The sequence below is a fragment of the Tenacibaculum profundi genome (assembly GCF_057162725.1).
The window spans coordinates 1,273,995-1,298,704 of record NZ_CM169894.1 but is presented as its reverse complement, the minus strand read 5'-3'; the positions used below and the strand labels follow the sequence as shown (position 1 = coordinate 1,298,704).

Below are 24,710 nucleotides of genomic sequence, written 5' to 3'. Positions count from 1 at the left end.
TATGATATCTAGAGAACAATTTAATAAAGAATTAGATTTAATTATTGCAAATGCAATTAGAGAGGATGTGGGTGAAGGAGATCATACATCATTATCGTGCATACCAAAAGAGGCAAAAGGAAAAGCACAACTTTTAGTAAAAGATGAAGGGATTATAGCAGGGGTAGAATTTGCTAAAAAAGTATTTGATTATGTTGACAAATCAATAAAAATAGAAATCCTTAAGCAAGATGGGGACAGAGTTAAAAGGGGGGATGTAGTTTTGTATGTTTCTGGAAACTCTCAGTCGATACTAAAAGGAGAACGTTTAGTTTTAAATGCTATGCAAAGGATGAGTGCAATTGCAACAAAAACACGTTTTTATACAGATTTACTAAAAGGAACAAATACAAAAGTTTTAGATACTAGAAAAACTACGCCAGGTATAAGAGCCCTAGAAAAATGGGCGGTAAAAATAGGAGGAGGAGAAAACCATCGATTTGCTCTATACGATATGATAATGATAAAAGATAATCATATTGATTTTGCAGGAGGAATAACACAAGCTATAACAAAAACAAAAGCGTATTTAGCAGAAAAAAAATTAGATCTTAAAATTATAGTTGAAGCAAGAAACCTTGATGAAATTAGAGAAATACTTGATAATAAAGGGGTTTATAGGGTGTTGATTGATAATTTTAATTTCGAAGATACTCGAAAAGCAGTTAAGTTAATCGGCGATTCTTGTCTAACGGAATCATCTGGAGGTATTAATGAAGAAACAATCAGGAAGTATGCAGAATGTGGTGTTAATTTTATTTCATCAGGAGCAATCACTCATTCTGTATCTAATCTAGATTTAAGTTTAAAAGCAGTAGAAGAGTAATTAAAATAAAATTATATAGTTTTTAAGCTTAGAAAAAATCCATGTGACAGTGGGTAGCAAATAGTAAAAATGATTTCTTAAATAGTGTTCCTTAAGATAGGCGTTAAGATGTTAACAAATTCTTGATGTTTGTTTTTTAGTTTATATAATAAAAATAGTATTATTGTTGTGAAATTAGAAGTTTTCCCCAAATTTTATTGAATAACTAATGAAAGGATACTTAATACCGTTATGAATAAAAGTATCCATTAATCCTTAAGGAAAGATGAAAAAATACATTCTTTTTACAACTTTAACCTTTATATTAAGTTGCAAAACAAATAACAATTCAAAAGAGTCCGTAGTCATGGAAAAGATTGAAAATCCATTATTGGTAAAAAGTAATTTAGATTATGAGGCACCTGATTTTAGGAAAATAAAAAATAAGCATTTTATGCCGGCCATTATAAAGGGAATGGAGTTACAGAATAACAAAATAAGTGAAATAGTAAAGAATAAAGAGAAACCGAATTTTGAAAACACAATTTTAGCCATAGAAGAGAGTGATTCAGTTCTAGATAGAGCTATTTCAGTTTTTTATGCTTTAGCGGGTGCGCATACAAATGATACAATTAAGCAGATTCAGAAAGAATTAGCTCCGAAGCTATCAAATCATCAAGATGAGATATTACTTAACACTAAATTATTTGATAAGGTAAAAGTAGTGTACCAAAATATAGAGAATGTAAAATTAGACGAAGAATCAAAACATTTAGTAAAAGAATATTACAAGAACTTTGTTAAAGCAGGAGCGAACCTTGCCGAATATAAAAAAAAGGAATTAAAAAAAATTAATGCAGAGTTAGCTAGTTTATCAAATGACTTTGGAAAAAAACTATTGAATTCAAGCAAAAAGGGAGGACTCGAAGTAACTAAAAAAGAAGATTTGGTAGGCTTATCTGAAGATAAAATTGCTTCTTTGGAGAAAGAAGGAGTTTATTCAATTCAACTAATTAATACCACTCAACAGCCATTACTACAATCTTTAGAAAATAGAGATACAAGAAAAGCTTTATTTGAAAAGTCAATACATAGATCGGACATTGGAAACTTTCAAACAAATGAATTAGTAAAAAAGATGGTTAAGCTTCGCGCAAAAAAAGCAAATATTTTAGGATTTGAAAATTATGCGAGTTGGAGTTTACAGGGTACAATGGCTTCAAGTCCAGAGAGGGTTTTTAAGATGTTTGATGGGTTGATTTCAGGTTCTTTAGAAAAGGTTAAATCAGAGGTAAAGGAGATTCAAAAAGAAATTGATAAAGAAGGAAAAGGTTTTAAATTAGCTCCTTATGATTGGAGTCACTATGCAGAAAAAGTACGTAAGTCAAAGTATAGTTTAAATGAAAATGAAGTAAAACAATATTTTGAACTAAATAATGTCCTAGAAAAAGGTGTTTTTTATGCAGCGACAAAGCTATACGGTCTTTCTTTCAAAAGACGTACGGATATTCCAGTCTATCATCCAGATGTATTAGTTTACGAGATTTTCGAGGAAGATGGTTCCAAGTTAGGGTTATTTTATGGGGATTTTTTTGCACGCGATAGTAAAAGAGGAGGTGCTTGGATGAGTTCGTTTGTTAAACAATCTAAATTAAGAAATCAAAAACCAGTTATTTATAACGTTTGTAATTTTCCAAAACCGGCAGAAGGTGAACCAGCTCTAATTAGTTTCGATAATGTAGAAACAACTTTCCATGAATTTGGACATGCTTTACATGGTTTTTTTGCAAATCAAAAATACGAATCAATCTCAGGAACAAGCGTTGCCAGAGATTTTGTAGAATTCCCATCTCAGTTTAATGAAAATTGGGCAACGCATCCTCAAGTATTAAATAACTACGCAATCCATTACCAGTCTGGAAAGGTGATTTCAGATGCGTTACTTAAAAAGATAAAAGATGCCGGAACGTTTAACCAAGGGTATTCTATGATTGAAAACTTATGTTCCTCTAATATAGATATGCAATGGCACACCATCACTGAAGATACAAACATTGAAAGTGTAGCGAAGTTTGAGGAACATGCTCTAGCTAAGATGAATTTGGAAGTCAAAGAGGTTCCTCCTAGATATAGATCGACTTATTTTGCGCATATATTTAGTGGCGGTTATGCTGCAGGATATTATTCTTATTTATGGACAGAAATGTTAAGTCATGATGCTTTCGATTGGTTTAAAAATAATGGATTGTTAAACCGTCAAAATGGACAAAAATTTCGAGAAGATGTTTTATCAAAAGGAAATACAATGGATTATGCAGAAATGTATAAAATATTCGCGGGAAGAGATCCAAAGTCTGAACCAATGTTGAAAGCAAGAGGATTGAAGTAAATTTGGCGATTACAATAAAAAAATATTGATCTAATAAAAAAGCGTTTTAAAATTATCATTAAATAATTTTAAAACGCTTTTTTAATTACTTGCTCGTTATAGTTTTACAAAGGATTTAGCATTTTTCTTATTGTTATTTAAGATGAAATGGTATATTCCTGGCTTTAATCCAGATATATCAATAATCGGAGAGTATTTTAATTTACCTTTCATTTTTACTTGCCCCAATGTGTTAATAATTTCAAAAACAGAATTCATAGGGGAAAAATTTGTTTTAATATTAATAGAATTGGTTGCTTGACTAGGAAATAATGTGATTTTATCCTTTTTGTTGAGTAATTTATTCGATTTTACCAAAGATAAATAGTTGTCATTTAGAATGTTTTGACTTTCCCTAGGTGAATAGTCTGACTCAGACGAAATAATAACAAAATAATCTTCAATTTCACCAGCGTCAAACTCTCCACATCCAGTGGCAGCTTTTGAGTCTGTTCGATAAGCTATTCGCATAGGGTAAATTTCTCCAAAAGGAAGGTCTTTTGAAAGCTTTATAGTTATTTCTTTACGAATGTAATTTGTGTTATATTGATCATGAAAAATAGTTGGGGGTGTGAAATGAACTCTTTCATCTTGTGTAAATGAACCATCCCAATTATAGTCAATAAATACAGCAAAGCTATAGTCCATTGAGTAATTCTCAGCTCCAATGTACAATGAATTTTCTGCATCAGCTTTAAATGTAAGGAGTGTATTCCACAGAAAATTAGAGTAAAATTGGTCGTTGTAATTCGAATAATTCATCATATTGACATCATCATTAACCATTATTTCTGAAATGTGGCCAGCTTTGTATTCGATGTCATCATCGTAATCGTTATTATCATATTGGTTTTCAGTATCATTTAATTCGGAAATACCAGTTTCACATGGTGTATAATGAAGGTTGTCTGGGATATATATAAAAGAATTATAATTAACTTCATTTTTATTACGGCATACTGCTCCAATTTGTATTTCGTGTATGGCACCAGGCTCCAATTGATCTAAAACAGCCTTTGTTTTTCCATCTTTAACAGTTTTTGTATGTTCATTTCCATTTTCCGATTTATATTTTATAATATATTCATAACTGTTAAAAGGTGCATCCCATTCAATCCAAACTTTGTTGTTTATTTCGACAATTTTTCTGTAGTTTTCAACAGTTCCACATACTAGTTCTTTATCAGATTCAGCCAACTTTCTTCTTGCACCACCGTCATCAAAAACAGTTCTCATTCTTTGTTTTTGTCCTTCTGTAAAAATACTCATCACTTCGTCATCAGAGTAGTCCATGAAGTTTTCTATCATATCTAAAGAACCGCATGACATATGGCTTTTTTGGATACCATAATTGGGAGCGTCTGAATTCGGAGTATCTGCGACAAAATCATCTTCTCTACAATCACCATCGCCCCAGATATGACGTAAGTTCAAATAATGACCAATCTCATGGGTTAAGGTTTTACCGAATTCTCTTGTAGGTTTTAAATCAAAAGATGAATTCCAACGTTTATTTCCAAAGCATTTTACATTTACAACAACACCGTCGGTACTAATATCTCCTCCGGGAAACTGAGCATAACCATATAAATTCTTACCTAAGTTAACTACCCAAATGTTTAAATATTCTTCTGGATTCCATGGAGAAACACCACCTTTTGATGTTCTTTTAATATCATTGGTTTTATCAGGATTAAAATAATAAAACCAATTAGTCTTATCTGTTTTTTTTCTTGTTATTCCGTTTGTTTCTTTGCCGTTGGGATCTACTTTGGCTAGATAAAATTCAATTTCAGTATTTGCTGCTTGAGGCCATTTGTTTATTGTTCTTAGATAGGCAAAGTCTCTATTTGTAGTTGTTATCTGAGATTTTATTTGGGCGTCACTTATGTTTTCTGATTCTTCATTATATAGTATATGAACCACAACAGGAATTCTGTAAACATCTCCAGCAATTTTTTGTTGCTTTTCGTTTTTTTGTTGCTTTTTGATATTTTTTCGAGTGAATGTCTCTATTATTTCCATTCTTTTCTTTAAGAAAGGATCTTTTGATTGTTGGTATTCAAGCATTTCCATTGTAGCGCAGTAGCCTTGATTTTTTTGAGCGTATAAAACAACTGGAAAGCACACTAAAAGTAGTGCAATTTTGATAGATTTTATCATTTGTATTTGTTTGGTTAGTAGAATTCACTAACATAAAAAAAAATTATTTATTTATTCTAATTCCTACCTAATTTTTGTTTTTTGGTATCTTTTTTGGTTATAATATGGTTTTAATGGATTAAAGATTATTTCAAATAAAGTGAACTAGCATGTCAATAATTCTTATTTTTATAAACGTGTTTATTCAAATTCTAAAAAAATAAAATAAGAAGCTTTAGATGAACCAAACAATGTCAAAAAAAATAGAAAATAGTTTAAGTAAGATACCCGTAATTAATGTTGTTTATAATTTTATAAAAAAAATTAGAATTCCTGGGTTAGAAGGAATGTCTCTATATGATGTTCTTGAAATGTATGGATTAGGAATTGTTAAAGGGGCACTAACTACAAGAGCTGGTGGTATTGCTTTTAGTTTTTTTATGGCTATTTTTCCTTTTTTATTATTTATTCTTACACTAATACCCTACATACCAATTGAAGGTTTTCAGGAAGGATTGTTTTCTTTAATAAAAGAGGTATTACCTCCAAAAACCTTTGATGCTGTGGATAACGTTTTACATGATATTCTGAATAATCAATACGGAGGCTTATTATCTTTCGGTTTTCTTGTTTCTGTTTTTTTAATGACCAATGGAGTAAATGCCATCTTTGGAGGCTTTGAACATTCATACCATGTACAGGAATATAGAAGCATTATTAAAGCTTATATAATATCTCTAGGAGTATCACTATTAATGTCTTTTTTTCTGATTACAACTGTTGTAATGGTAATTCTTTACCAATTTGCACTAGCAAAAATAAATGAAAAAGGTTGGTTTAATACAAAAGATCTAGATCTGTTTTATATTGGTAGGGGTATTTTATTTTTGATTATGATTTTTACTACTATTTCACTTTTATTTCGATATGGTACTAAACAAGGTAAAGAAGTTAAGTTTTTTTCTGCAGGAGCTATTTTGACTACTGTTGTTTCTGCTTTTTCATTTTATTTATTTGGTATTTATGTAATTAAATTCGCAAAGTATAATCAATTATACGGATCCATAGGGACTTTATTGATTTTAATGCTTTTCGTTTGGTTAAATGCTATAATATTACTGTTGGGATTTGAGCTAAATGCAACGATTTATCAGTTAAAACGACAAAATAAAGCTTCAGATATTCCTAATTAATTCTCATATTTGCATGTTTAAAAACATTTTGTCTGGATTTAGATTCATAAAACAATTTTTACGTAAATGTTATCTTGATTTAAATTAAAAGTAGTTTAATCAGATTATGCTCTTTTAATTATAAAATTCTTGATTTTAGAAATAGATCTAGTATGGGGAGTTATATGAATTAGCATTTTATAAATTATAGAATTAAAAAAATCAAGACAGGCAATAAAAGTAAATATGAAACAAAGTATACCAAAAGGAACCAGAGATTTTTCATCAACCGAGGTAGCAAAAAGAAACTATATTTTTTCTGTTGTTAAGAAGTCATTTGAAAATTTTGGTTTCCAGCCAATAGAAACTCCAAGTTTTGAAAATTCTTCAACACTAATGGGAAAGTATGGTGATGAAGGAGATCGTCTTATATTTAAAATATTGAATTCAGGTGATTTTCTAAATAAAGTAGAAAGTAAGTTATTAGTTGAAAAGAATAGTAAAAAAATAACTTCACAGATTTGTGATAAAGCGTTGAGGTATGATTTAACAGTGCCTTTTGCAAGATATGTTGTTCAACATCAAAATGAAATTACTTTTCCGTTTAAACGATATCAAATACAACCTGTTTGGAGAGCTGATAGACCGCAAAAAGGACGATTCAGAGAGTTCTATCAATGTGATGCAGATGTTGTTGGAAGTTCATCTTTATTACAAGAGGTCGAGTTTGTACAATTATATGATGCTGTTTTCGATAGACTTGGATTGAAGGGTACTACGATCAAGTTAAATAATAGAAAAATTTTATCAGGAATTGTTGAGGTAATCGGAGCAAAAAGTAAATTAGTTGATTTTACGGTTGCTTTAGATAAGCTAGACAAAATAGGTAAGGAAGGTGTTGTCGCCGAAATGTTAGAAAAAGGAATCTCTCAAATAGCAATTGATAAGGTGGCTCCGCTATTTAATTTTAAAGGAACTAATGAAGATAAATTAACATCATTAGAGCAAATGTTGATAGATTCTGAGGAAGGATTAAAAGGAGTCGAAGAGTTAAAATTTATTGTAAAATCAATCAAAGAGTTAGGGTTGTTTTCTGCTAGTCTAGAAATCGATGTTACGTTAGCTAGAGGATTAAATTATTATACAGGCGCAATTTATGAAGTTGTAGCTCCTAAAGAAGTAAAAATCGGGTCTATAGGTGGGGGTGGCCGATATGATGATTTGACAGGAATCTTTGGCTTACAAAATGTTTCTGGGGTTGGAATTTCTTTCGGATTGGATAGGATTTATTTAGTAATGGAAGAATTGGGGTTGTTTAAAAAAGTTGAATTGCCAAAGCCCAAGATTTTATTTTTAAATTTTGATGAGTCAGAGTCCCTAGAGAAAGTAAAGGCTGTTAAAACTCTTAGAGAAAACGATATCAAGTCTGAAATATATCCTGATATTGCCAGTAGTAATAAACAGCAAAAAAAACAATGGAAATATGCAACAACCAGAGAAATCCATTTTGTTGTAACTAGTATAAAAGATAATAAACTTACAATTAAAAACATGCAAACCGGCGAACAAAGTTTCCTTGCAATACATCAATTAATTGATTTGGTTAAATAATAGGAGAATGTCGTATCTTTGCAAAACTAAGGTTGGATATTATGTTCGAATTCAATAACAAGATGAACGAAGAAAAAATTGACGAAATAGGCGAAAATCATGTGGGAACTTCTGCAGAAACACCATTAAGATTAGATGCTTTTGATATTTCGGATAAAGAAAAAATAAACAGAATTCAAGAAAGTGTTAAAGATATTCTTTTGACATTAGGTATGGATTTAACTGATGATAGTTTAAGTGGGACTCCAAAGAGAGTAGCTAAGGCTTTTGTTAATGAATTGTTTATGGGGTTAAACCCAGAAAATAAACCAAGTGCTTCTACTTTTGAAAATAAATATAATTATGGAGAAATGCTTGTGGAGAAAAACATAGTAGTTTATTCTACGTGTGAACATCATTTGTTACCAATAGTCGGCAGAGCTCATGTAGCTTACATTTCAAATGGTAAAGTAATAGGTTTGTCCAAGATGAATAGGCTTGTTGATTACTTTGCAAAAAGACCACAGGTACAAGAGCGTTTAACGATGCAAATCGTCCAAGCAATGCAAGAAGCTTTGGGAACTAAAGATGTTGCATGTGTTATTGATGCAAAGCACTTATGTGTGAACTCAAGAGGAATTAAAGATATTGAAAGCAGTACTGTTACTGCTGAATTTGGGGGTAAGTTCAAAGAGAAAGAAACTAAAAAGGAATTTCTCGGATACTTACAGATGGAAACTAATTTTAACTAGTTTTCAAAAGAATGAAAGGTAAAATCAGGTTACATGTATTATCATTCTAGCCTGATTTTTTATTTTAAATGTTAGAATAAAAAACTAAATAATTAACGATTTGACAAATTAATTTAGAAAAAATAAAAAAACTCGATATAAAGCTTATCGAGTTTTTTATTTAAAATAACTATAAGAATATAGCTTTTTTAAATTTTATTTTAAAGATTTATACAATTTTCTGTATTCATCTGCTTTTTCAGTAATCTCTAAAACTTCATATAAATTCATTAAAGTCTTAACAGTATCTATACTTCTATTAATGTTGTCGGCTTTTTCTAAAAAAGGTAATGCTTCTTTATAAATATCCTTTTGCTTTAGAGCTAATTCATCATATTTTTTGAAATTGGATAAGTTTTTATTCATTTCCTCCACAATATTCTTATCCTCGTCTAATATCACTACAGCTAAATTCATATATGCATCTGCATAGTCTGGTTTTAATTCAATTGCTTTTTCGTAGTGTTTTTTTGCATCTTTAACTCTACCTTGATTGTAATTTACAACCCCTAAGTTATAATATAAGGTTGGATTGTTTGGATCTAAAGAAACAGCTTCGTTCATTAACTCTCCAAATTTATCCATTCTTTTCATCTCAATATATAGCTGAGCTTCATTTAAAATAAGGTTCAGGTCTTTTGGGTTTGATTTACGAGCCTCAGCCATTGCAGCGATAGCCTCTTCATTTTTACCTTGTTCTTTTAAGATTAGGGCTATATTTTTTACAATGGTAGCTGATTTAGACTCCGTAGTCTTATCAGTAGGGTTTTTATACTGTTTTGATTTAACCATTAAGTCTCGTTGAGACTTAGATCCCAAGTTTTCTACTTTACCTGTGGTTATATTGGTCGCTAGATACTGTGTTTCTATCCCTGTGTAACCAATTTGTTTTAATTCATTATAATACTTTAAGGCAGTATCGTAATCTTTACTTTGCGTTGCGGCAACAGCAGCATTATAAGCAAAAGAAGTATCTTTTGGACTTAATTGGTAAGTAAGATAAAAGTTTTCAGAGGCAGCTTTGTAGTCTTTACCGTCATTGTATATTTTAATCGCCTTGTTTGAAACATCCTGGATTATTTTATTGAGGATTGGAGCTGCTTCATTCGAATATTTATTTTTACCAATTTTCTTTTCAAAATCAATTAGTGTATTGAAAGCATCTGCAGCAACCTTGTAATTTTTTTTCGAGGCATTTACTGACCCCTTAAGAAAGTAAAATTTACATTTATATTTATCGTCTGCATTAGCAATTAACTTTTCGGCGGCCGATATGGAAGACATCGCTTCGTTATAACTTTGTTTTTTTATTGCTTTTTCAGCAGCCTTAAGCTCTGCTTTTTGTGCAAACGCACCTAAAGACACTACTCCAAATGAAAGGGCCAAAATCTGTTTTTTCATTATAGTTCTTGTTTTATTGTTATTCTTGATTATTGTTACTATTACTATCAGTATTTTCAATTTCTATGCCATTTTCGATTTCTGTTTCTTCTTCATCTTCTTCATGCATAACTTTGGCAACAGCAGCAATACTATCATTATTTTTTATGTTGATGAGTCGAACCCCTTGCGTAGCTCTTCCCATAACACGAAGGTTTTCTACAGCCAATCTTATTGTTAAACCTGATTTGTTAATAATCATAAGATCGTTTGAATCATCAACATTTTTAATGGCAACTAAATTTCCAGTTTTTTCTGAAATATTTAACGTTTTTACTCCTTTACCACCACGATTTGTTATTCTGTAATCTTCTAATTTTGATCGCTTTCCATATCCTTTTTCTGAAACCACTAAAATATTACTTTCCATATCATTCACGGAAACCATTCCAATAACTTCATCATCTTTATGTTGTAGGGTGATACCTCTTACACCTGACGCTGTTCTACCCATGGGTCTAGTTTTCTCTTCTTCAAAACGAATTGTTTTACCCGACTTAAGTGCAAGCATTACCTGACTATCTCCTGAAGTTAGTTTAGCCTCTAGAAGTTCGTCATTATCTTTTATTGTAATCGCATTAATACCGTTTGCTCTTGGGCGTGAATATTGTTCTAAAGGGGTCTTTTTAACACGTCCTTTTTTAGTTGCCATGATCACAAATTGATTGTTGATGTAATCTTCATCCTTTAAATCGCCCGTAACCAAGAAAGCTTTAACTTTATCATCTTGTTCAATATTGATAAGATTTTGAATAGCGCGTCCCTTGGTGTTTTTACCACCTTCAGGTACTTCAAAAACACGCATCCAAAAAACTTTCCCTTTTTGAGTAAAGAACATCATATATTGATGATTAGTAGCCACAAATAAATGTTCTAAAAAGTCTTCATGTCGTGTAGTTGCTCCTTTTTGTCCTCTCCCCCCTCTATTTTGAACTTTATATTCATCGAGATTTGTACGCTTTAAATAGCCAGCATTAGAAATCGTAACGACTACCTGAGTGTTAGGAATCATATCTTCAATTCGCATATCTCCACCAGCATATTCAATAGTGGAGCGTCTTTCATCGCCATATTTCTCTTTGATGTGAAGTAGTTCCTCCTTTATGATATCATAACGTCTTGGTTCGTTCGATAGAATATCTTTCAAATCAGCAATTGTTTTGATAATTTCATCATATTCAGCTCTTAGTTTGTCCTGTTCAAGACCAGTCAATTGTCTTAGACGCATTTCAACGATGGCTCTAGCTTGAATTTCAGTTAAATCAAAACGTTGGATAAGTTTTTCGCGAGCTTCATCGGCATTTGAAGATCCTCTTATAATTTCAATAACTTCGTCTATATTATCTGATGCAATTATAAGCCCTTCAAGAATATGGGCCCTAGCTTCTGCTTTCTTTAATTCATATTCTGTTCTACGAACAACTACTTCATGGCGGTGTTCTACAAAATAGTGAATTAGTTGCTTTAGATTAAGTTGCTCAGGGCGTCCTTTAACGAGTGCAATGTTGTTTACACTGAATGAAGTTTGTAGAGGAGTAAATTTAAATAATTTATTAAGTACGATGTTAGGAACGGCATCACGTTTTAAAACGTAAACAATCCGCATACCTTTTCTATCGGATTCATCACGAATACTTGAAATTCCATCAATCTTTTTATCGTTCACTAAGTCAGCCGTTTTTTTAATCATTTCGGCTTTGTTTACTTGATAGGGTATTTCCGTTACAACAATACACTCTCTTCCTTTGACTTCTTCGATTGTAGCTTTAGCACGCATAACAATACGCCCACGACCTGTATGAAAAGCATCACGAACACCATCATAACCATAAATTATACCACCTGTAGGGAAGTCAGGAGCACTAATATGCTGCATTAATTCATCGATTTCAATATTCCTATTATCGATGTATGCAACAGTACCATTAATAACTTCTGTAAGATTATGAGGGGCCATATTAGTAGCCATCCCTACTGCAATACCAGAAGCTCCATTAACGAGCAGGTTCGGTATCCTTGTGGGAAGCACTGTTGGCTCTTGTAAAGTATCGTCAAAATTTAGTTTGTGATCTACAGTATCTTTTTCTATATCAGAGAGCATCTCTTCTGATATTTTTTGCATTCTAACCTCTGTATAACGCATTGCTGCAGGACTGTCTCCGTCAACAGAACCAAAGTTACCTTGTCCGTCGACCATCAAATAACGAACATTCCAGTCTTGAGCCATGCGAACCATTGAATCGTAAACTGAAGTATCTCCATGAGGGTGGTATTTACCCAAAACTTCTCCTACAATTCTTGCCGACTTTTTATAGGCTCCTGTTGCTTTAATTCCTAGCTCATGCATTCCAAATAAAACCCTTCTGTGTACAGGCTTTAAACCATCTCTTACATCAGGTAAAGCTCTTGATACAATTACAGACATAGAATAATCTATGTAAGCGGATTTCATTTGTTCTTCAATGTTGATAGGAATCAACTTTTCACCATCTGCCATATTTTTTTCTTTAAGATTTTTAGTATTCTTTTATTGTACAATGAAATCATTATACAATATAAAAATTCTTTCAAAAATTACATTCAATAAAAAATGCTGATTTCTAAATCGTGGCAAGATACAATTATAACCTGTTTTACGCAAAGTTTGCCCATTTTGTTTTGGCTTAGTTATCAACAATTTTTGTCGTTGAAGTTTGAATTTGAATAATATTATAGGTTATAAAGACATAACGTCATGTCATGTGTATATGGCATCTTTTTTGTATCTTTAAAAAAAAATCTAACGAACTCTAGTATAAAATAGATACAAATTAATTTTATGGACGATAATTTTTCACCACAAGTTAGAGACGTGATAACATTTAGTAAGGAAGAGGCCCTACGATTGGGTCACGACTTTATTGGTACGGAGCATTTGCTCCTTGGGTTAATTAAAAAAGGGAATGGAAAGGCTATTGAAATTTTGACAACATTCGATGTGGATTTAGATTTGGTTCGTAATAAGTTAGAAAAACTGAACCCTTCAACTCCATCTTTCGGAAATGATCAGAAGAAAAGCCTTCATTTGACAAGACAGGCTGAGAAAGCAATAAAAACAACTTTTCTAGAAGCAAAGCTATACCAAAGTAACGCAATTGATACGGCGCATTTATTACTTTGTATTTTACGTAATGAAAATGACCCTACAACAAAATTGTTGCAGAAGTACGATATAGATTATGAGCAAGCTAAGGCATTGTACAAAGAGCTTCATGTAGAAGATTACTCAAGTCCGATAGCAGAAACCCCTTCTGATGATGAGTTTTCAGAAGATAAATCAAATCCATTTGGACAACAATCATCAAGAAGTAAACAAAATAAGAAAACAAAAACGCCTGTTCTTGATAATTTTGGTAGAGATTTGACAGCGCTAGCAGAGGAAGGAAGGCTAGACCCTGTTGTTGGTAGATTGAAAGAAATTGAACGAGTTTCTCAAATTTTAAGTCGCCGAAAAAAGAATAATCCTATGTTAATAGGTGAGCCTGGAGTTGGTAAATCTGCTATTGCAGAGGGATTGGCATTGCGTATTGTTAATAGAAAAGTTTCAAGAATCCTTTTTGATAAACGAATAGTCTCTTTAGATCTAGCAAGTTTGGTAGCTGGAACAAAATATAGAGGACAATTCGAAGAAAGGATGAAAGCACTGATGAATGAATTAGAAAAGAACAGTGATATCATTCTTTTTATTGATGAAATACATACGATAGTTGGAGCTGGGGGAGCTACTGGTTCATTAGATGCTTCTAATATGTTAAAGCCAGCTTTAGCTAGAGGTGAAATTCAATGTATTGGAGCCACAACTCTTGATGAGTACAGAACTAATATAGAAAAAGACGGTGCGCTTGAACGTCGTTTTCAAAAAGTAATTGTTGACCCAACAACAGTTGAGGAAACCGTTCAGATTTTGCACAATATTAAAGGTAAATATGAAGCTCACCACCATGTAAATTATACGGATCAAGCAATTGAAGCCTGTGTTAAGTTGACTAATAGGTACATGACAGATAGATATCTCCCGGACAAAGCCATTGACGCGTTAGATGAGGCAGGTTCTCGTATCCATATAACAAATATTGTTGTACCACAGCAGATTTTAGAATTAGAAGAAAAGCTGGAGGAGATCAGAGATCGAAAGACTAAAGCAGTTAGCGGTCAAAAGTATGAAGAAGCTGCAAAGTTACGGGATGATGAGAAAAATTTAGAAATAGCACTTGAATCAGCTCAAAATCAATGGGAAGAAGATTCTAAACTTCATAGAGAAACTGTTACAGAAGATAATGTTGCAGAGGTTGTTTCGATGATGACAGGGATTCCTGTGAATAGGGTAGCGGAAGCAGAGAGTAACCGACTAGCAGAATTACCAAATATGATTAAAGGTAAGGTGATTGGTCAGGATGAAGCAGTCTCTAAAGTTGTGAAGGCAATACAACGTAATAGGGTAGGCTTAAAAGATCCAAACAAACCAATAGGGTCTTTTATTTTCTTAGGTTCTACGGGAGTTGGTAAAACACAATTAGCAAAAGTATTGGCAAGGGAGTTATTTGATTCTGAAGATTCTCTTATAAGAATTGATATGAGTGAATACATGGAAAAATTTGCAATATCAAGACTTATCGGAGCACCTCCGGGGTATGTAGGATATGAAGAAGGAGGGCAGTTAACTGAAAAAGTAAGAAGAAAGCCTTATTCTGTTGTCCTCTTGGATGAAATAGAGAAGGCGCACCCTGATGTGTTTAATATGCTACTGCAAATATTAGATGATGGACATATCACAGATAGTTTAGGTAGAAAAATAGATTTCAGAAATACTATTATTATTATGACATCAAATATTGGTGTTCGTAAATTGAAAGATTTCGGAGGGGGAGTTGGTTTTGGTACAGCTTCAAAGAAAGATCAGGAAGATGCTCATGCTAAAAGCATTATTGAGGGAGCATTAAAGAAAACCTTTGCTCCTGAATTTTTGAACAGGGTTGACGATGTGATGATATTTAATACCTTGGAGCGAAATGATATCCATAACATTATTGATATTGAGTTAGAAAAGTTATTAGCTCGTATTGCAGATCTAGGGTATAATTTAACTTTAAGTGAAAAAGCAAAAGATTATATTTCTGACAAAGGTTATGACAAGCAATATGGGGCTAGACCTTTAAAAAGAGCTATTCAAAAATACATTGAAGATGCGTTGGCAGAAGAAATAGTGAATTCGAAAGTTGATGAAGGGGATGCTATTTTTATGGACCTAGACGAAAAAACGAAAAGACTTAGCATAAAAATAGAAAAAGGAAAAAAGTCTGAAGAAACTCGAACGGAGATAGATGAAGATTAAAAATAAAAAAAAGCTCGATATTGATTCGAGCTTTTTTTATAATTAGGTTTAAATAAATCTTTTTATTACCCTTAGTTTATGAGTATGCAGGTGAGTATCTGTATTATAAATTCCACTATGGTCTAGTTTATCGATTCTAACTTTGCCATGGGCATGAATAATATTATAATCATTCATAATGATTCCTACATGGGTTATAACACCGTCTTCATTATCAAAAAAAGCTAAATCACCAGGTTCACTTTCTTCAATAAAACTTAATACTTCCCCTTGTGTAGCTTGCTCTTTTGCATCTCTTAAAAGGTGGTATCCACAAAGCTTGTATACTGTTTGTGTAAAACCGGAACAATCAATTCCAAAGGGTGATTTTCCACCCCATAAATAGGGTACATTCAGAAATAAAAATGCTTTTTCAATAATACTATTTTTCGGTAGTTGCTCACCGTTAACTTTTCCTTCATAGGTGTAGGTGTTTTTATGAATTTTTAGTTGATTATCTTTAAAAAACGGTAGGTGTGCTCCTAAAGGTATTGTGGTGAGGTTACTGGAATTGTCAGTAATAAAATCAATCAATTCGCCAGCATAATATTTTTCAGCATTGCAAAGAGATTGGTAGTCATCCTCTAAAAGGTCTTGGTATTGTTTGTTATCTATATAGCCTTCATAACCATCAAAATAAAGTTTGATTTTACTCCATTTTTTGTCTTTTTCTAAAATGATAAAATGCTCACCAAAAACGACTTGATTAACCATCTCAGATGTATCAGATGGAGATAAACGTAAAGGAACAACACTTAGATTACAAATTCCGAACATTAAATTGTTGCTAATAAAAATTAAATTCTTTCTATAACCATTGCACTGGCACCACCACCACCGTTACATATTCCTGCTGCTCCAATTTTGGCATTATTTTGTTTCAATATAGAAGTTAAAGCAATGATAATTCTTGTTCCAGAAACACCTAATGGGTGTCCTAAAGAAACTGCACCACCATTTACATTTACTTTATTAGATTCTAGGTTTAGAATCTTCATGTTAGCTAAACCAACTACTGAAAAGGCTTCGTTTAGTTCAAAAAAATCAACATCATCTAAAGATATACCAGCTTTATCAAGAGCTTTTGGTAGCGCTTTAGCTGGTGCTGTTGTAAACCACTTTGGGTCATGAGCAGCATCAGCATAACTTTTTATTTTTGCTAATGGTTTTATTCCTAGTTCTTTTGCTTTGTCTACGGACATTAAAATAATTGCGGCACCACCGTCATTAATTGTTGAAGCATTAGCAGCAGTAACTGTACCTTCTTTGGTAAAAGCAGGTCGTAAAGTTGAAATTTTTTCCATCTTTACATTTTTATACTCTTCATCTTCATTAAAAATAATTGGCTCTCCTTTTCTTTGTGGTATTTCTACAGGAATTACTTCATCATTGAATTTACCTTCCTTCCATGCTTTAGCAGATCTATTATACGACTCAACAGCGAAGCTATCTTGATCCTCTCTGGAAAATTTATATTCCGTTGCGCATTCATCTGCACAAACTCCCATAGCTACTTTACCATAGGCATCAACTAATCCATCTTTTTGCATACCATCCTCAAGTGTAACCGGTCCGAATTTACTACCACTTCTAGCATGTTGATAGTGTGGGATCATACTCATATTTTCCATACCTCCAGCTACTACAACATCAGCATCTCCTAAAGCAATTGCTTGAGCTCCTAACATCACTGACTTCATTCCAGAAGAGCAAACTTTGTTGATTGTTGTGCAGGGTGTTGTGTCTGGAATTCCTGCAAACATAGCAGCCTGTCTAGCTGGGGCTTGACCCAATCCGGCAGAGACAACGTTACCCATATATACTTCATCAACTAACTCTGGCTTTAAATTAATCTTATCTAGTGCTCCTTTAATGGCTGTTGCGCCAAGTTTTGGAGCAGGAATTTTTGATAAAGTACCTAAAAAGCTTCCTATAGGTGTTCTGGCAACTGATGCTATAACTACTTCTTTCATTTTTAGAATTTGTTTGCGTTAAATTAGTTATGCGAAAATAACTATTTTATGCTAACTACTCAAATAAAACAGAAAGGTTATATTTACGTTTTAAATTAAAAAAATGGGTCAAATAATTGATAGACTTTATAAACACAATGCCATTATTTATAAAGTTTTACTCTTTTTTCTTACCGCAGGTGCTATTGTTTATCTCTTTCCTAGAGGAGGGCAATTTAAATATGATTTCGCTTTAGGAAAACCATGGCAGTATGGGAATCTTTATGCACCTTTTGATTTTGCAATTTATAAAGGGGATATTGAAATTGAAAAAGAAAAAGAAGAGCTAGCACTTGAAAGCAAGAAATATTTTGCTTATGATAATTCGGTTCCAAATGCTGTTTTATCTCGGTTTAAAGAACAAATAAATAAAATTGCCATTTCAGATTCACTTAATAAAAAGCAAATACAAAGACTTTATAAAAGAGGAATCCTGATTATTAATCTAATATATGAATATGGCTTTATAAACGAAAATAGTGCTGAAGCAAGGGTAAATGACAAAAATGAGATGATTATACTACGAAAAGGAAACTCTGTTGAATCAATTTTATTTTCTAAACTTATCCAGTCTAAAGATATATTACCCTTTATAGATGAAAAGACAAAAGATTTCGTAGAGTATAATCAACAGTTACTTATTTCAAATTTAGCCAATGTAATTAAGCCTAACATAAGGTTTGATGAAAAGTTTACTAGGAAGGAGTTAGAAGAAGAAATTAAAAATTTATCCTATACGAAAGGAATGGTGTCAAAGGGAGAACTGATCATAGAAAAAGGAGGGATTATTGAAGGAAAACGTTATCAAATATTACAATCATATCAACAAGCATCACAATCAACAACATGGTCAAAATCCAATTATAGTTGGATTTTATCAGGTTATGCAGTTTTAGTCTCTTTGGCTTTATTGATGCTTTTACTGTTTTTAATTAGGTATCGACCTGATATCTTTAACAATAACAACAAGGTAACATTTATATTCTTTAATGTTTTTATTATGATTTTGGTTCAAACATTGGTGGTTAAAGCAAATGCAGATTATGTATATGTGGTTCCTTTGAGTATTTTACCAATTGTTTTAAAAGCTTTTTTTGATGCTCGCTTAGGTTTGTTTACGCATGTACTTACTGTTCTTCTCTTGGGTTTTATAGTTCCTAACAGTTTTGAATTTATTTACTTGCATATCATAGCAGGAATTGTTACTATTTTAACGGTTTCAGAACTTTACAAAAGAGCTAACTTATTCATAAGTATTGGGCAGATTACTTTAATTTATATGATTACATATTTGGCGTTTTCAATAATTAAAGAAGGGAGTTTCAGTGAGATTAATTGGCTATATTTTGGGTTATTTGCAGCCAATGGATTACTTTCATTTTTATCTGTATTCTTTATTTATTTTTATGAGAAATTGTTTGGATTGGTTTCCGATGTTACCTTATTAGAGCTTTCGAATACTAATTCAAAGCTGTTGAGAGAATTGAATGAGAAAGCCCCAGGAACTTTTCAACACTCAATGCAAGTAGCTAACTTAGCAGAAGCAGCAGCTAATGAAATTGGAGCGAATTCGATGTTAGTAAGAACAGGCGCATTGTATCATGATATTGGAAAAATGGTAAATCCAACTTACTTTACAGAAAATCAAGTAACAGAAGTAAGTCCTCACAATGAATTATCTCCAAAAGATAGTGCACGTATTATTTTAGACCATGTCATAAACGGAATTGAAATTGCAAAAAAGAATAATTTACCAGACAGAATTATTGATTTTATTAGAACTCACCATGGAACAAGTATAACATACTATTTTTATAAGATGGAGCTTGATAATAATCCGAATAGAGAAGTCGATAAAAAGAAGTTTCAGTACCAAGGCCCTATTCCTTTTTCAAGAGAAACCGCTATTTTAATGATTTGTGATGCAGCAGAAGCTGCTTCAAAAAGCATTAAAGAGCCATCAGCAGATAAGATAGATAAGCTTATTGATAGAATAATTGAGAAACAAAAAAACGATAATCAGTTTATAAATTCGGATATTACTTTTAGAGAAATAGAGAAAATAAAAAAAATAATAAAGAGTAAGTTAATGAATATCTATCACTTACGTATCGAGTATCCAGATTAATTTATTTTTTTTGTGAAAAAATTTGCAGGAATACTTTATCAAGTATATATTTGCACTCGCAATTTTTAATTTATGCTTTGCATGAAAAGTAAAAATTAAGGAGAGGTGGCAGAGTGGTAATGCAGCAGCCTGCTAAGCTGTCATCGTTTTTCGATGCCCGGGTTCGAATCCCGGTCTCTCCGCAAAAAAATTGTAGATGACAATTATCGGGGTGTAGCGTAGCCCGGTCATCGCGCCTGCTTTGGGAGCAGGAGGTCGCAGGTTCGAATCCTGCCACCCCGACAAATGGTCGCGTAGCTCAGCTGGATAGAGCATCTGCCTTCTAAGCAGACGGTCACAGGTTCGAATCCTGTCGCGATCACAAGAATAAGCCTCAGTATTACTGAGGCTTTATTATTTTTAATAACTTTCTTTATACTTACGGAAGTTTTTCTTTTAGGTGTTTTTTGAATGGAAATTGTGAAATTCTATAAGAAGAATAATAGTTTTAGATATAAGAAAAACTTAACTTTATAAAGATGGTTTTACTGTTGTTGTTAAAATTACCATAAAGTAAAAGAAGAACCATTTACTTTGGATTTCGTTTTTTGAAAATGAATGAGATCTAGAAAAACAAGAGTCCTCTCAACATAAGCGTCAAATTGCTTTTATTAGAAAAAAGGGAATACCTGGAGGGGATTTTCTTAGCATTTGATGACCTTAAAATTATCATTAAAATCACAAAAAAAACCTTTATTAGGTGCTCATTTATTTTAATCATAAGTTTCATATACTTAATAAAATCGTGGATTGATGAAATTAAACATTAAAAAACTCAAAAGGGATTTGAAAAGTTAAGAAACGCTAAAGTTTATCAAACAGTAATCAAATAACTAGTACTTGATAGGAAGTGTAGTCATTAATGACATTGATTATATCTTCTTTTTAGGCTTTAAATACTCGTAAGTAATAATAAGAAACAAATATATGTATCCAAAAAATGCTTAGAGCTATTTATAATTAAGCTGTAAAGAAAGTTAACGGCAGAAATAGTTTTTAAAGATGTTTTAAAAGCGTTACTGTTGAGTGCTAAACAAAGTCCGCCAAATTTTTTGATTTAACAATAAAACAAAATAAAAAATTTGATTAAGTATCAGTTATAAAATTCAGTTGTCTTAATTTCAAAATTATCCATTGCCGAAACTGTTAGTTGAGAATCTTTTTAAAAAATTCACGGCAACATAAAGTATTCAAAGTAACTAATTTTAAAAAATACTTTTATAATTCATTATTTATGAAATAATTTGTTTTGCTATTAATAAAGATAGATCCTCTTTAGATCAAATTTGACAAAACGAGGGACTCCTCTTTTTTTTATCTTTTATAGCCTACCAATTCAAAAAAACTTTTTTAAGTGTTTTTTATTTTCAAGATATAGTAAACGAATTACAATCAAAGGGTAATAAAAGAATGTAGATTGTTTTTAAACAACGTTGAGGTGATCATTCTTGCAAACCAGATGCTACCTCTATAGTATTACAAGGTGCCAAAATGAATTCTAGTTGACTTGTTTCCGAATCAAAGGAGGGAGTCATACAATCATTATCTTCATTACCACTGGAAAAAACAAAGAAAAGAATTAAAATTATACATTTTTCTATATTACAAATAATTAATTCTTAAAATTAAAAACTAGAAATAAAATCACAAACTATTAAAGATAGTATTAAGAAAAAAATAACATAAATATGTGTTTTAATATTTTGTATATCAATTAAATGTAGCTTAACTGCTTTAGTAAAGTAAAGAACATAGTAGTTGTCAAACTATTACAAGCATCATAAAATATTGAATTTTTAAAAAAATAAAATAAGATAAGCTGGTGATGTTTGACTACATGAAATCTAAACATCCAATTAACTATGTAGAGTTTGTGAGTGTAAAATGGATTTATTAAAACCAGGTAATAAGCTTTCCAAAAATCAGATGCCAGAATTCGTGTTTTTAGAAGATTTTAGGGGTTTGTTCCTTTGTTGATTTTTGCAATTAGTTAAATTATGAATAATGATTAGGCCTTATAGTTCTTTAAGTATAGAAAAGGATTTTTGACATAATTGAGATATGAGTTTGTGAAGAATGTTAAAAAATTGGTATCCATAATGCTATTTAAAATAAAAAATATACTTTCGTTAAAAAAAAATACTCAATAAAAAAGTTTGCTTTTTCAGTGAAATTAGAAAAATATATTGAATTTAAAATAGCTTACAAAATAAATAAATAAACTTTCCACAAAAAAAACTTTTATAAGTACCTTTTGGTGTCAAAAATTTAGAAAACAAGAGCAGGTTCTCTGAAAATTAAAAACGGAAAATATTTTTTGGCATGGTTATGGTAAGTAGACAAAAAATATATTAAATAAATGAATTTTTAAGATTATTTAACTCACTAACATAGAGTTTGCTTCTTTATTTTTTCGTTTTATATAATAAAAAATTGAATTACTTAATAATTCGAGATAAACCCAAATAAAAAATAAAAATCTAAAACAGATTGAAAATTATGAAAAATATTAAATTAGTTACCCCATTACTTTTGCTTTCAGCATTCTTTTTACTTTTTGGATGTAGTGAACCCGAAGAAATTCCTACCCCTTATCCTTCTGATATTACTATCACCCCTAAAGATATAAAGTTTTCTAGTTTTACGATTAATTGGACAGCTTCTATTGTAAATGGTGATAAAGACGTAGTATATGATATTTATTTAGACGATGTTCAAGTAGTTTCTGACTTAAAAGTATTAACGTACACTTTTTCAGATTTAGATGCTGAAACAACGTATAGCGTAAAAGTTAAATCAAAGTCCAATAGATATGGAACTACTTCTACTAAAGTAGTTGATATTAAAACATTAGTCAAGCTTATTCCTTCTGACATTACTATCAGATCTAAAGATATAACGTTTTCTGGTTTTACGATTGATTGGACTGCTTCTACTGTAAAGGGTAATCAAGATATAGTATATGATATATATTTAGATGATATTAAAGTAGCTTCTGATTTAAAAGCATTGACATATACTTTTTCAGATTTAGATGCTGAAACAACATATAGTGTAAAAGTTGAATCAAAGCTTAATGAGTTAGGAACTACTTCTTCTAAAATGATAGATGTTTCAACATTAGGCGTACATATTCCTTCTGATATTATCATCACCTCTAAAGATATAATGCTTTCTGGTTTTACGATTGATTGGACTGCTTCTACTGTAGAGGGTGATGAAGATGTAGTATATGATATTTATTTAGATGATGTTCAGGTAATTTCTGACTTAAAAGCATTGAGTTATACTTTTTCAGGTTTAGATGTTGAAACAACATACACCGTAAAAGTTAAGTCAAAATCTAATAAGTTAGGAACTTCTTCTTCTCAAATGATAGAAGTTACAACGCTAAATAAGCCGACCCCTTCTGACATTACTATTACTTCTAAAGATATAACGTTTTCTGGTTTTACGATTAATTGGACAGCTTCTACCGTAGCGGGTGATCAAGGTATAGTATATAATATTTACTTAGACGGTACTATAGTAACTTCTGATTTAAAAGCATTAACGTACACTTTTTCAGGTTTAAATTTTGGAGCAACATACAGTATAAAAGTTGAATCGAAATCTAGTGAGTTTGGAACTTCTTCTTCTCAAATGATAGATGTTAAAACACTAAAACCTATCCCTTCTGATATAACTGTCAACTCTAGAGATATTAAGATTACAAAATTTACGATTGATTGGAATGCTTCTACTGTAGCAGGTGATCAAGGTGTAGTATATAATGTTTACTTAGATGGTATTAAAGTAGCTTCTGATTTAAAAGCATTGACGCACACTTTTTCAGGTTTAAAATCTGAAATAACATATAGTGTAAAAGTTGAATCGAAATCTAGTGAGTTTGGAACTTCTTCTTCTCAAATGATAGAAGTTACAACGCTCAAAGGTCCTAATCCGAATGATTTCAAAATAACAATAGATGATATTGGTCAGAAATCAGCAATAATTTCTTGGACACCTTTAACCATAAATGGCCAGGGAAGCGTTCTTGCAGATATCTATATCAACGGTGAAAAAGAAGCGACTGGAGTTACATCTTCTGGATGGTTGTTTACTGATTTAAATCCGAAAGTATTCTATAATGTTAAAGTAGTAGCAAGAAGTTTAGAATATGGAACAACTTTAGAAAAAGAAGTTTCATTTACTACTAAATTATTACCACATTTTAAAGTAACTTCTGCTGAATTATATCCTAGAATAACAGCAAGTTCTGCTAGGTTAATCATTCGTTGTACAGATAGGTATTCAGTATATAATATAGTTCTTAATGGTAAACTTTATGAAGATTCAAAACATTTTGAAGACGATGGATTAATTTATATCCTTTCTGATGAGGAATTTAATATTTTAAAAAATGCTAAAACAAAAGAAGGAACTATTAATTATTTAGGTGAAGCAGGCGAAGAGGTTTCTTCTAAATTTACATATACTGTAAACTAGTTTTTTTAGTTTCAAAAGAGTAGTATTGATAGTGCACTATCTTAATATATCTCTTGAGTTATAAAATGTAAAATAAGAGTAGCTTTTAGTTATCTTATTTATAACAATTTTCCCGCTCTTTTTATGAGCGGGTTTTTTATTGAAATAAGTCGTATGTTTTTATTATGAAATTGAGAAAGAAATACATTGGGGTTAGTTAAAAATAATTGAATTTTTTTGCTTTTGA

The 24,710-nt window shown here is 31.4% G+C and carries 13 protein-coding genes and 3 tRNA genes; 11 read left to right on the top strand and 5 right to left on the bottom strand.

Features of this window, described 5'->3' with window-relative positions; genetic code table 11:
- Nucleotide 1 precedes the first annotated feature (1 nt).
- Complete coding sequence (gene nadC, locus AC2GW8_RS05155; RefSeq protein WP_440881712.1) at nt 2–865, top strand: carboxylating nicotinate-nucleotide diphosphorylase; 864 nt, start codon at nt 2–4, stop codon at nt 863–865.
- A gap of 265 nt (nt 866–1,130) precedes the next feature.
- On the top strand, nt 1,131–3,233 hold the full coding sequence (locus tag AC2GW8_RS05150; RefSeq protein WP_440881711.1) for a M3 family metallopeptidase: 2,103 nt from the start codon (nt 1,131–1,133) through the stop codon (nt 3,231–3,233).
- 96 nt (nt 3,234–3,329) lie between these two features.
- Here AC2GW8_RS05150 and AC2GW8_RS05145 read toward each other — a convergent pair whose 3' ends face one another.
- Complete coding sequence (locus AC2GW8_RS05145; protein ID WP_440881710.1) at nt 3,330–5,435, bottom strand: M43 family zinc metalloprotease; 2,106 nt, start codon at nt 5,433–5,435, stop codon at nt 3,330–3,332.
- Nucleotides 5,436–5,665: 230 nt separating this feature from the next.
- Here AC2GW8_RS05145 and AC2GW8_RS05140 point away from each other — a divergent pair, with 230 nt between their 5' ends.
- The 3 genes from AC2GW8_RS05140 to folE all read left to right on the top strand — a co-directional run bounded on the left by AC2GW8_RS05140 (nt 5,666) and on the right by folE (nt 8,928).
- On the top strand, nt 5,666–6,607 hold the full coding sequence (locus AC2GW8_RS05140; protein WP_440881709.1) for a YihY/virulence factor BrkB family protein: 942 nt from the start codon (nt 5,666–5,668) through the stop codon (nt 6,605–6,607).
- Nucleotides 6,608–6,832: 225 nt separating this feature from the next.
- On the top strand, nt 6,833–8,197 hold the full coding sequence (gene hisS / locus AC2GW8_RS05135) for a histidine--tRNA ligase (protein WP_440881708.1): 1,365 nt from the start codon (nt 6,833–6,835) through the stop codon (nt 8,195–8,197).
- Between the two features lie 41 nt (nt 8,198–8,238).
- On the top strand, nt 8,239–8,928 hold the full coding sequence (gene folE / locus AC2GW8_RS05130; RefSeq protein WP_440881707.1) for a GTP cyclohydrolase I FolE: 690 nt from the start codon (nt 8,239–8,241) through the stop codon (nt 8,926–8,928).
- A gap of 195 nt (nt 8,929–9,123) precedes the next feature.
- Here the strand turns inward: folE and AC2GW8_RS05125 are convergent, their stop codons facing one another.
- Together AC2GW8_RS05125 and gyrA are read right to left on the bottom strand one after the other, a co-directional pair.
- On the bottom strand, nt 9,124–10,368 hold the full coding sequence (locus AC2GW8_RS05125; RefSeq protein WP_440881706.1) for a tetratricopeptide repeat protein: 1,245 nt from the start codon (nt 10,366–10,368) through the stop codon (nt 9,124–9,126).
- 19 nt (nt 10,369–10,387) lie between these two features.
- On the bottom strand, nt 10,388–12,904 hold the full coding sequence (gyrA, locus tag AC2GW8_RS05120) for a DNA gyrase subunit A (protein WP_440881705.1): 2,517 nt from the start codon (nt 12,902–12,904) through the stop codon (nt 10,388–10,390).
- 321 nt (nt 12,905–13,225) lie between these two features.
- Between gyrA and AC2GW8_RS05115 the strand changes: the two genes are divergently transcribed.
- Nucleotides 13,226–15,778, top strand: coding sequence for an ATP-dependent Clp protease ATP-binding subunit (locus tag AC2GW8_RS05115; protein ID WP_440881704.1), 2,553 nt, complete (start codon nt 13,226–13,228; stop codon nt 15,776–15,778).
- Between the two features lie 48 nt (nt 15,779–15,826).
- Here AC2GW8_RS05115 and AC2GW8_RS05110 read toward each other — a convergent pair whose 3' ends face one another.
- Entirely contained in the window at nt 15,827–16,594 is a 768-nt protein-coding gene (locus AC2GW8_RS05110; protein ID WP_440881703.1) for a C40 family peptidase, read from the bottom strand.
- Between the two features lie 20 nt (nt 16,595–16,614).
- Nucleotides 16,615–17,790 (bottom strand): acetyl-CoA C-acyltransferase, encoded by a 1,176-nt coding sequence (locus AC2GW8_RS05105; RefSeq protein ID WP_440881702.1) that lies wholly within the window; start codon nt 17,788–17,790, stop codon nt 16,615–16,617.
- Nucleotides 17,791–17,893: 103 nt separating this feature from the next.
- Here AC2GW8_RS05105 and AC2GW8_RS05100 point away from each other — a divergent pair, with 103 nt between their 5' ends.
- The 5 genes from AC2GW8_RS05100 to AC2GW8_RS05080 all read left to right on the top strand — a co-directional run bounded on the left by AC2GW8_RS05100 (nt 17,894) and on the right by AC2GW8_RS05080 (nt 24,484).
- Entirely contained in the window at nt 17,894–19,957 is a 2,064-nt protein-coding gene (locus AC2GW8_RS05100; RefSeq protein WP_440881701.1) for an HD family phosphohydrolase, read from the top strand.
- Nucleotides 19,958–20,056: 99 nt separating this feature from the next.
- A tRNA-Ser gene (locus AC2GW8_RS05095) sits at nt 20,057–20,139 on the top strand.
- A gap of 25 nt (nt 20,140–20,164) precedes the next feature.
- Nucleotides 20,165–20,239 (top strand) — tRNA-Pro (locus tag AC2GW8_RS05090).
- Nucleotides 20,240–20,244: 5 nt separating this feature from the next.
- Nucleotides 20,245–20,318, top strand: a tRNA-Arg gene (locus tag AC2GW8_RS05085).
- Nucleotides 20,319–22,495: 2,177 nt separating this feature from the next.
- On the top strand, nt 22,496–24,484 hold the full coding sequence (locus AC2GW8_RS05080; protein WP_440881700.1) for a fibronectin type III domain-containing protein: 1,989 nt from the start codon (nt 22,496–22,498) through the stop codon (nt 24,482–24,484).
- Nucleotides 24,485–24,710 lie beyond the last annotated feature (226 nt).

Excerpts from the sequence above, each read along its gene's own strand:
- gyrA (WP_440881705.1), bottom strand. The coding sequence starts at position 12,904 with ATGGCAGATGGTGAAAAGTTGATTCCTATCAACATTGAAGAACAAATG.
- AC2GW8_RS05100 (WP_440881701.1), top strand. The coding sequence starts at position 17,894 with ATGGGTCAAATAATTGATAGACTTTATAAACACAATGCCATTATTTAT.
- AC2GW8_RS05140 (WP_440881709.1), top strand. The coding sequence starts at position 5,666 with ATGTCAAAAAAAATAGAAAATAGTTTAAGTAAGATACCCGTAATTAAT.
- folE (WP_440881707.1), top strand. The coding sequence starts at position 8,239 with ATGTTCGAATTCAATAACAAGATGAACGAAGAAAAAATTGACGAAATA.
- AC2GW8_RS05115 (WP_440881704.1), top strand. The coding sequence starts at position 13,226 with ATGGACGATAATTTTTCACCACAAGTTAGAGACGTGATAACATTTAGT.
- hisS (WP_440881708.1), top strand. The coding sequence starts at position 6,833 with ATGAAACAAAGTATACCAAAAGGAACCAGAGATTTTTCATCAACCGAG.
- AC2GW8_RS05145 (WP_440881710.1), bottom strand. The coding sequence starts at position 5,435 with ATGATAAAATCTATCAAAATTGCACTACTTTTAGTGTGCTTTCCAGTT.
- AC2GW8_RS05080 (WP_440881700.1), top strand. The coding sequence starts at position 22,496 with ATGAAAAATATTAAATTAGTTACCCCATTACTTTTGCTTTCAGCATTC.
- AC2GW8_RS05150 (WP_440881711.1), top strand. The coding sequence starts at position 1,131 with ATGAAAAAATACATTCTTTTTACAACTTTAACCTTTATATTAAGTTGC.
- nadC (WP_440881712.1), top strand. The coding sequence starts at position 2 with ATGATATCTAGAGAACAATTTAATAAAGAATTAGATTTAATTATTGCA.
- AC2GW8_RS05125 (WP_440881706.1), bottom strand. The coding sequence starts at position 10,368 with ATGAAAAAACAGATTTTGGCCCTTTCATTTGGAGTAGTGTCTTTAGGT.
- AC2GW8_RS05105 (WP_440881702.1), bottom strand. The coding sequence starts at position 17,790 with ATGAAAGAAGTAGTTATAGCATCAGTTGCCAGAACACCTATAGGAAGC.
- AC2GW8_RS05110 (WP_440881703.1), bottom strand. The coding sequence starts at position 16,594 with ATGTTCGGAATTTGTAATCTAAGTGTTGTTCCTTTACGTTTATCTCCA.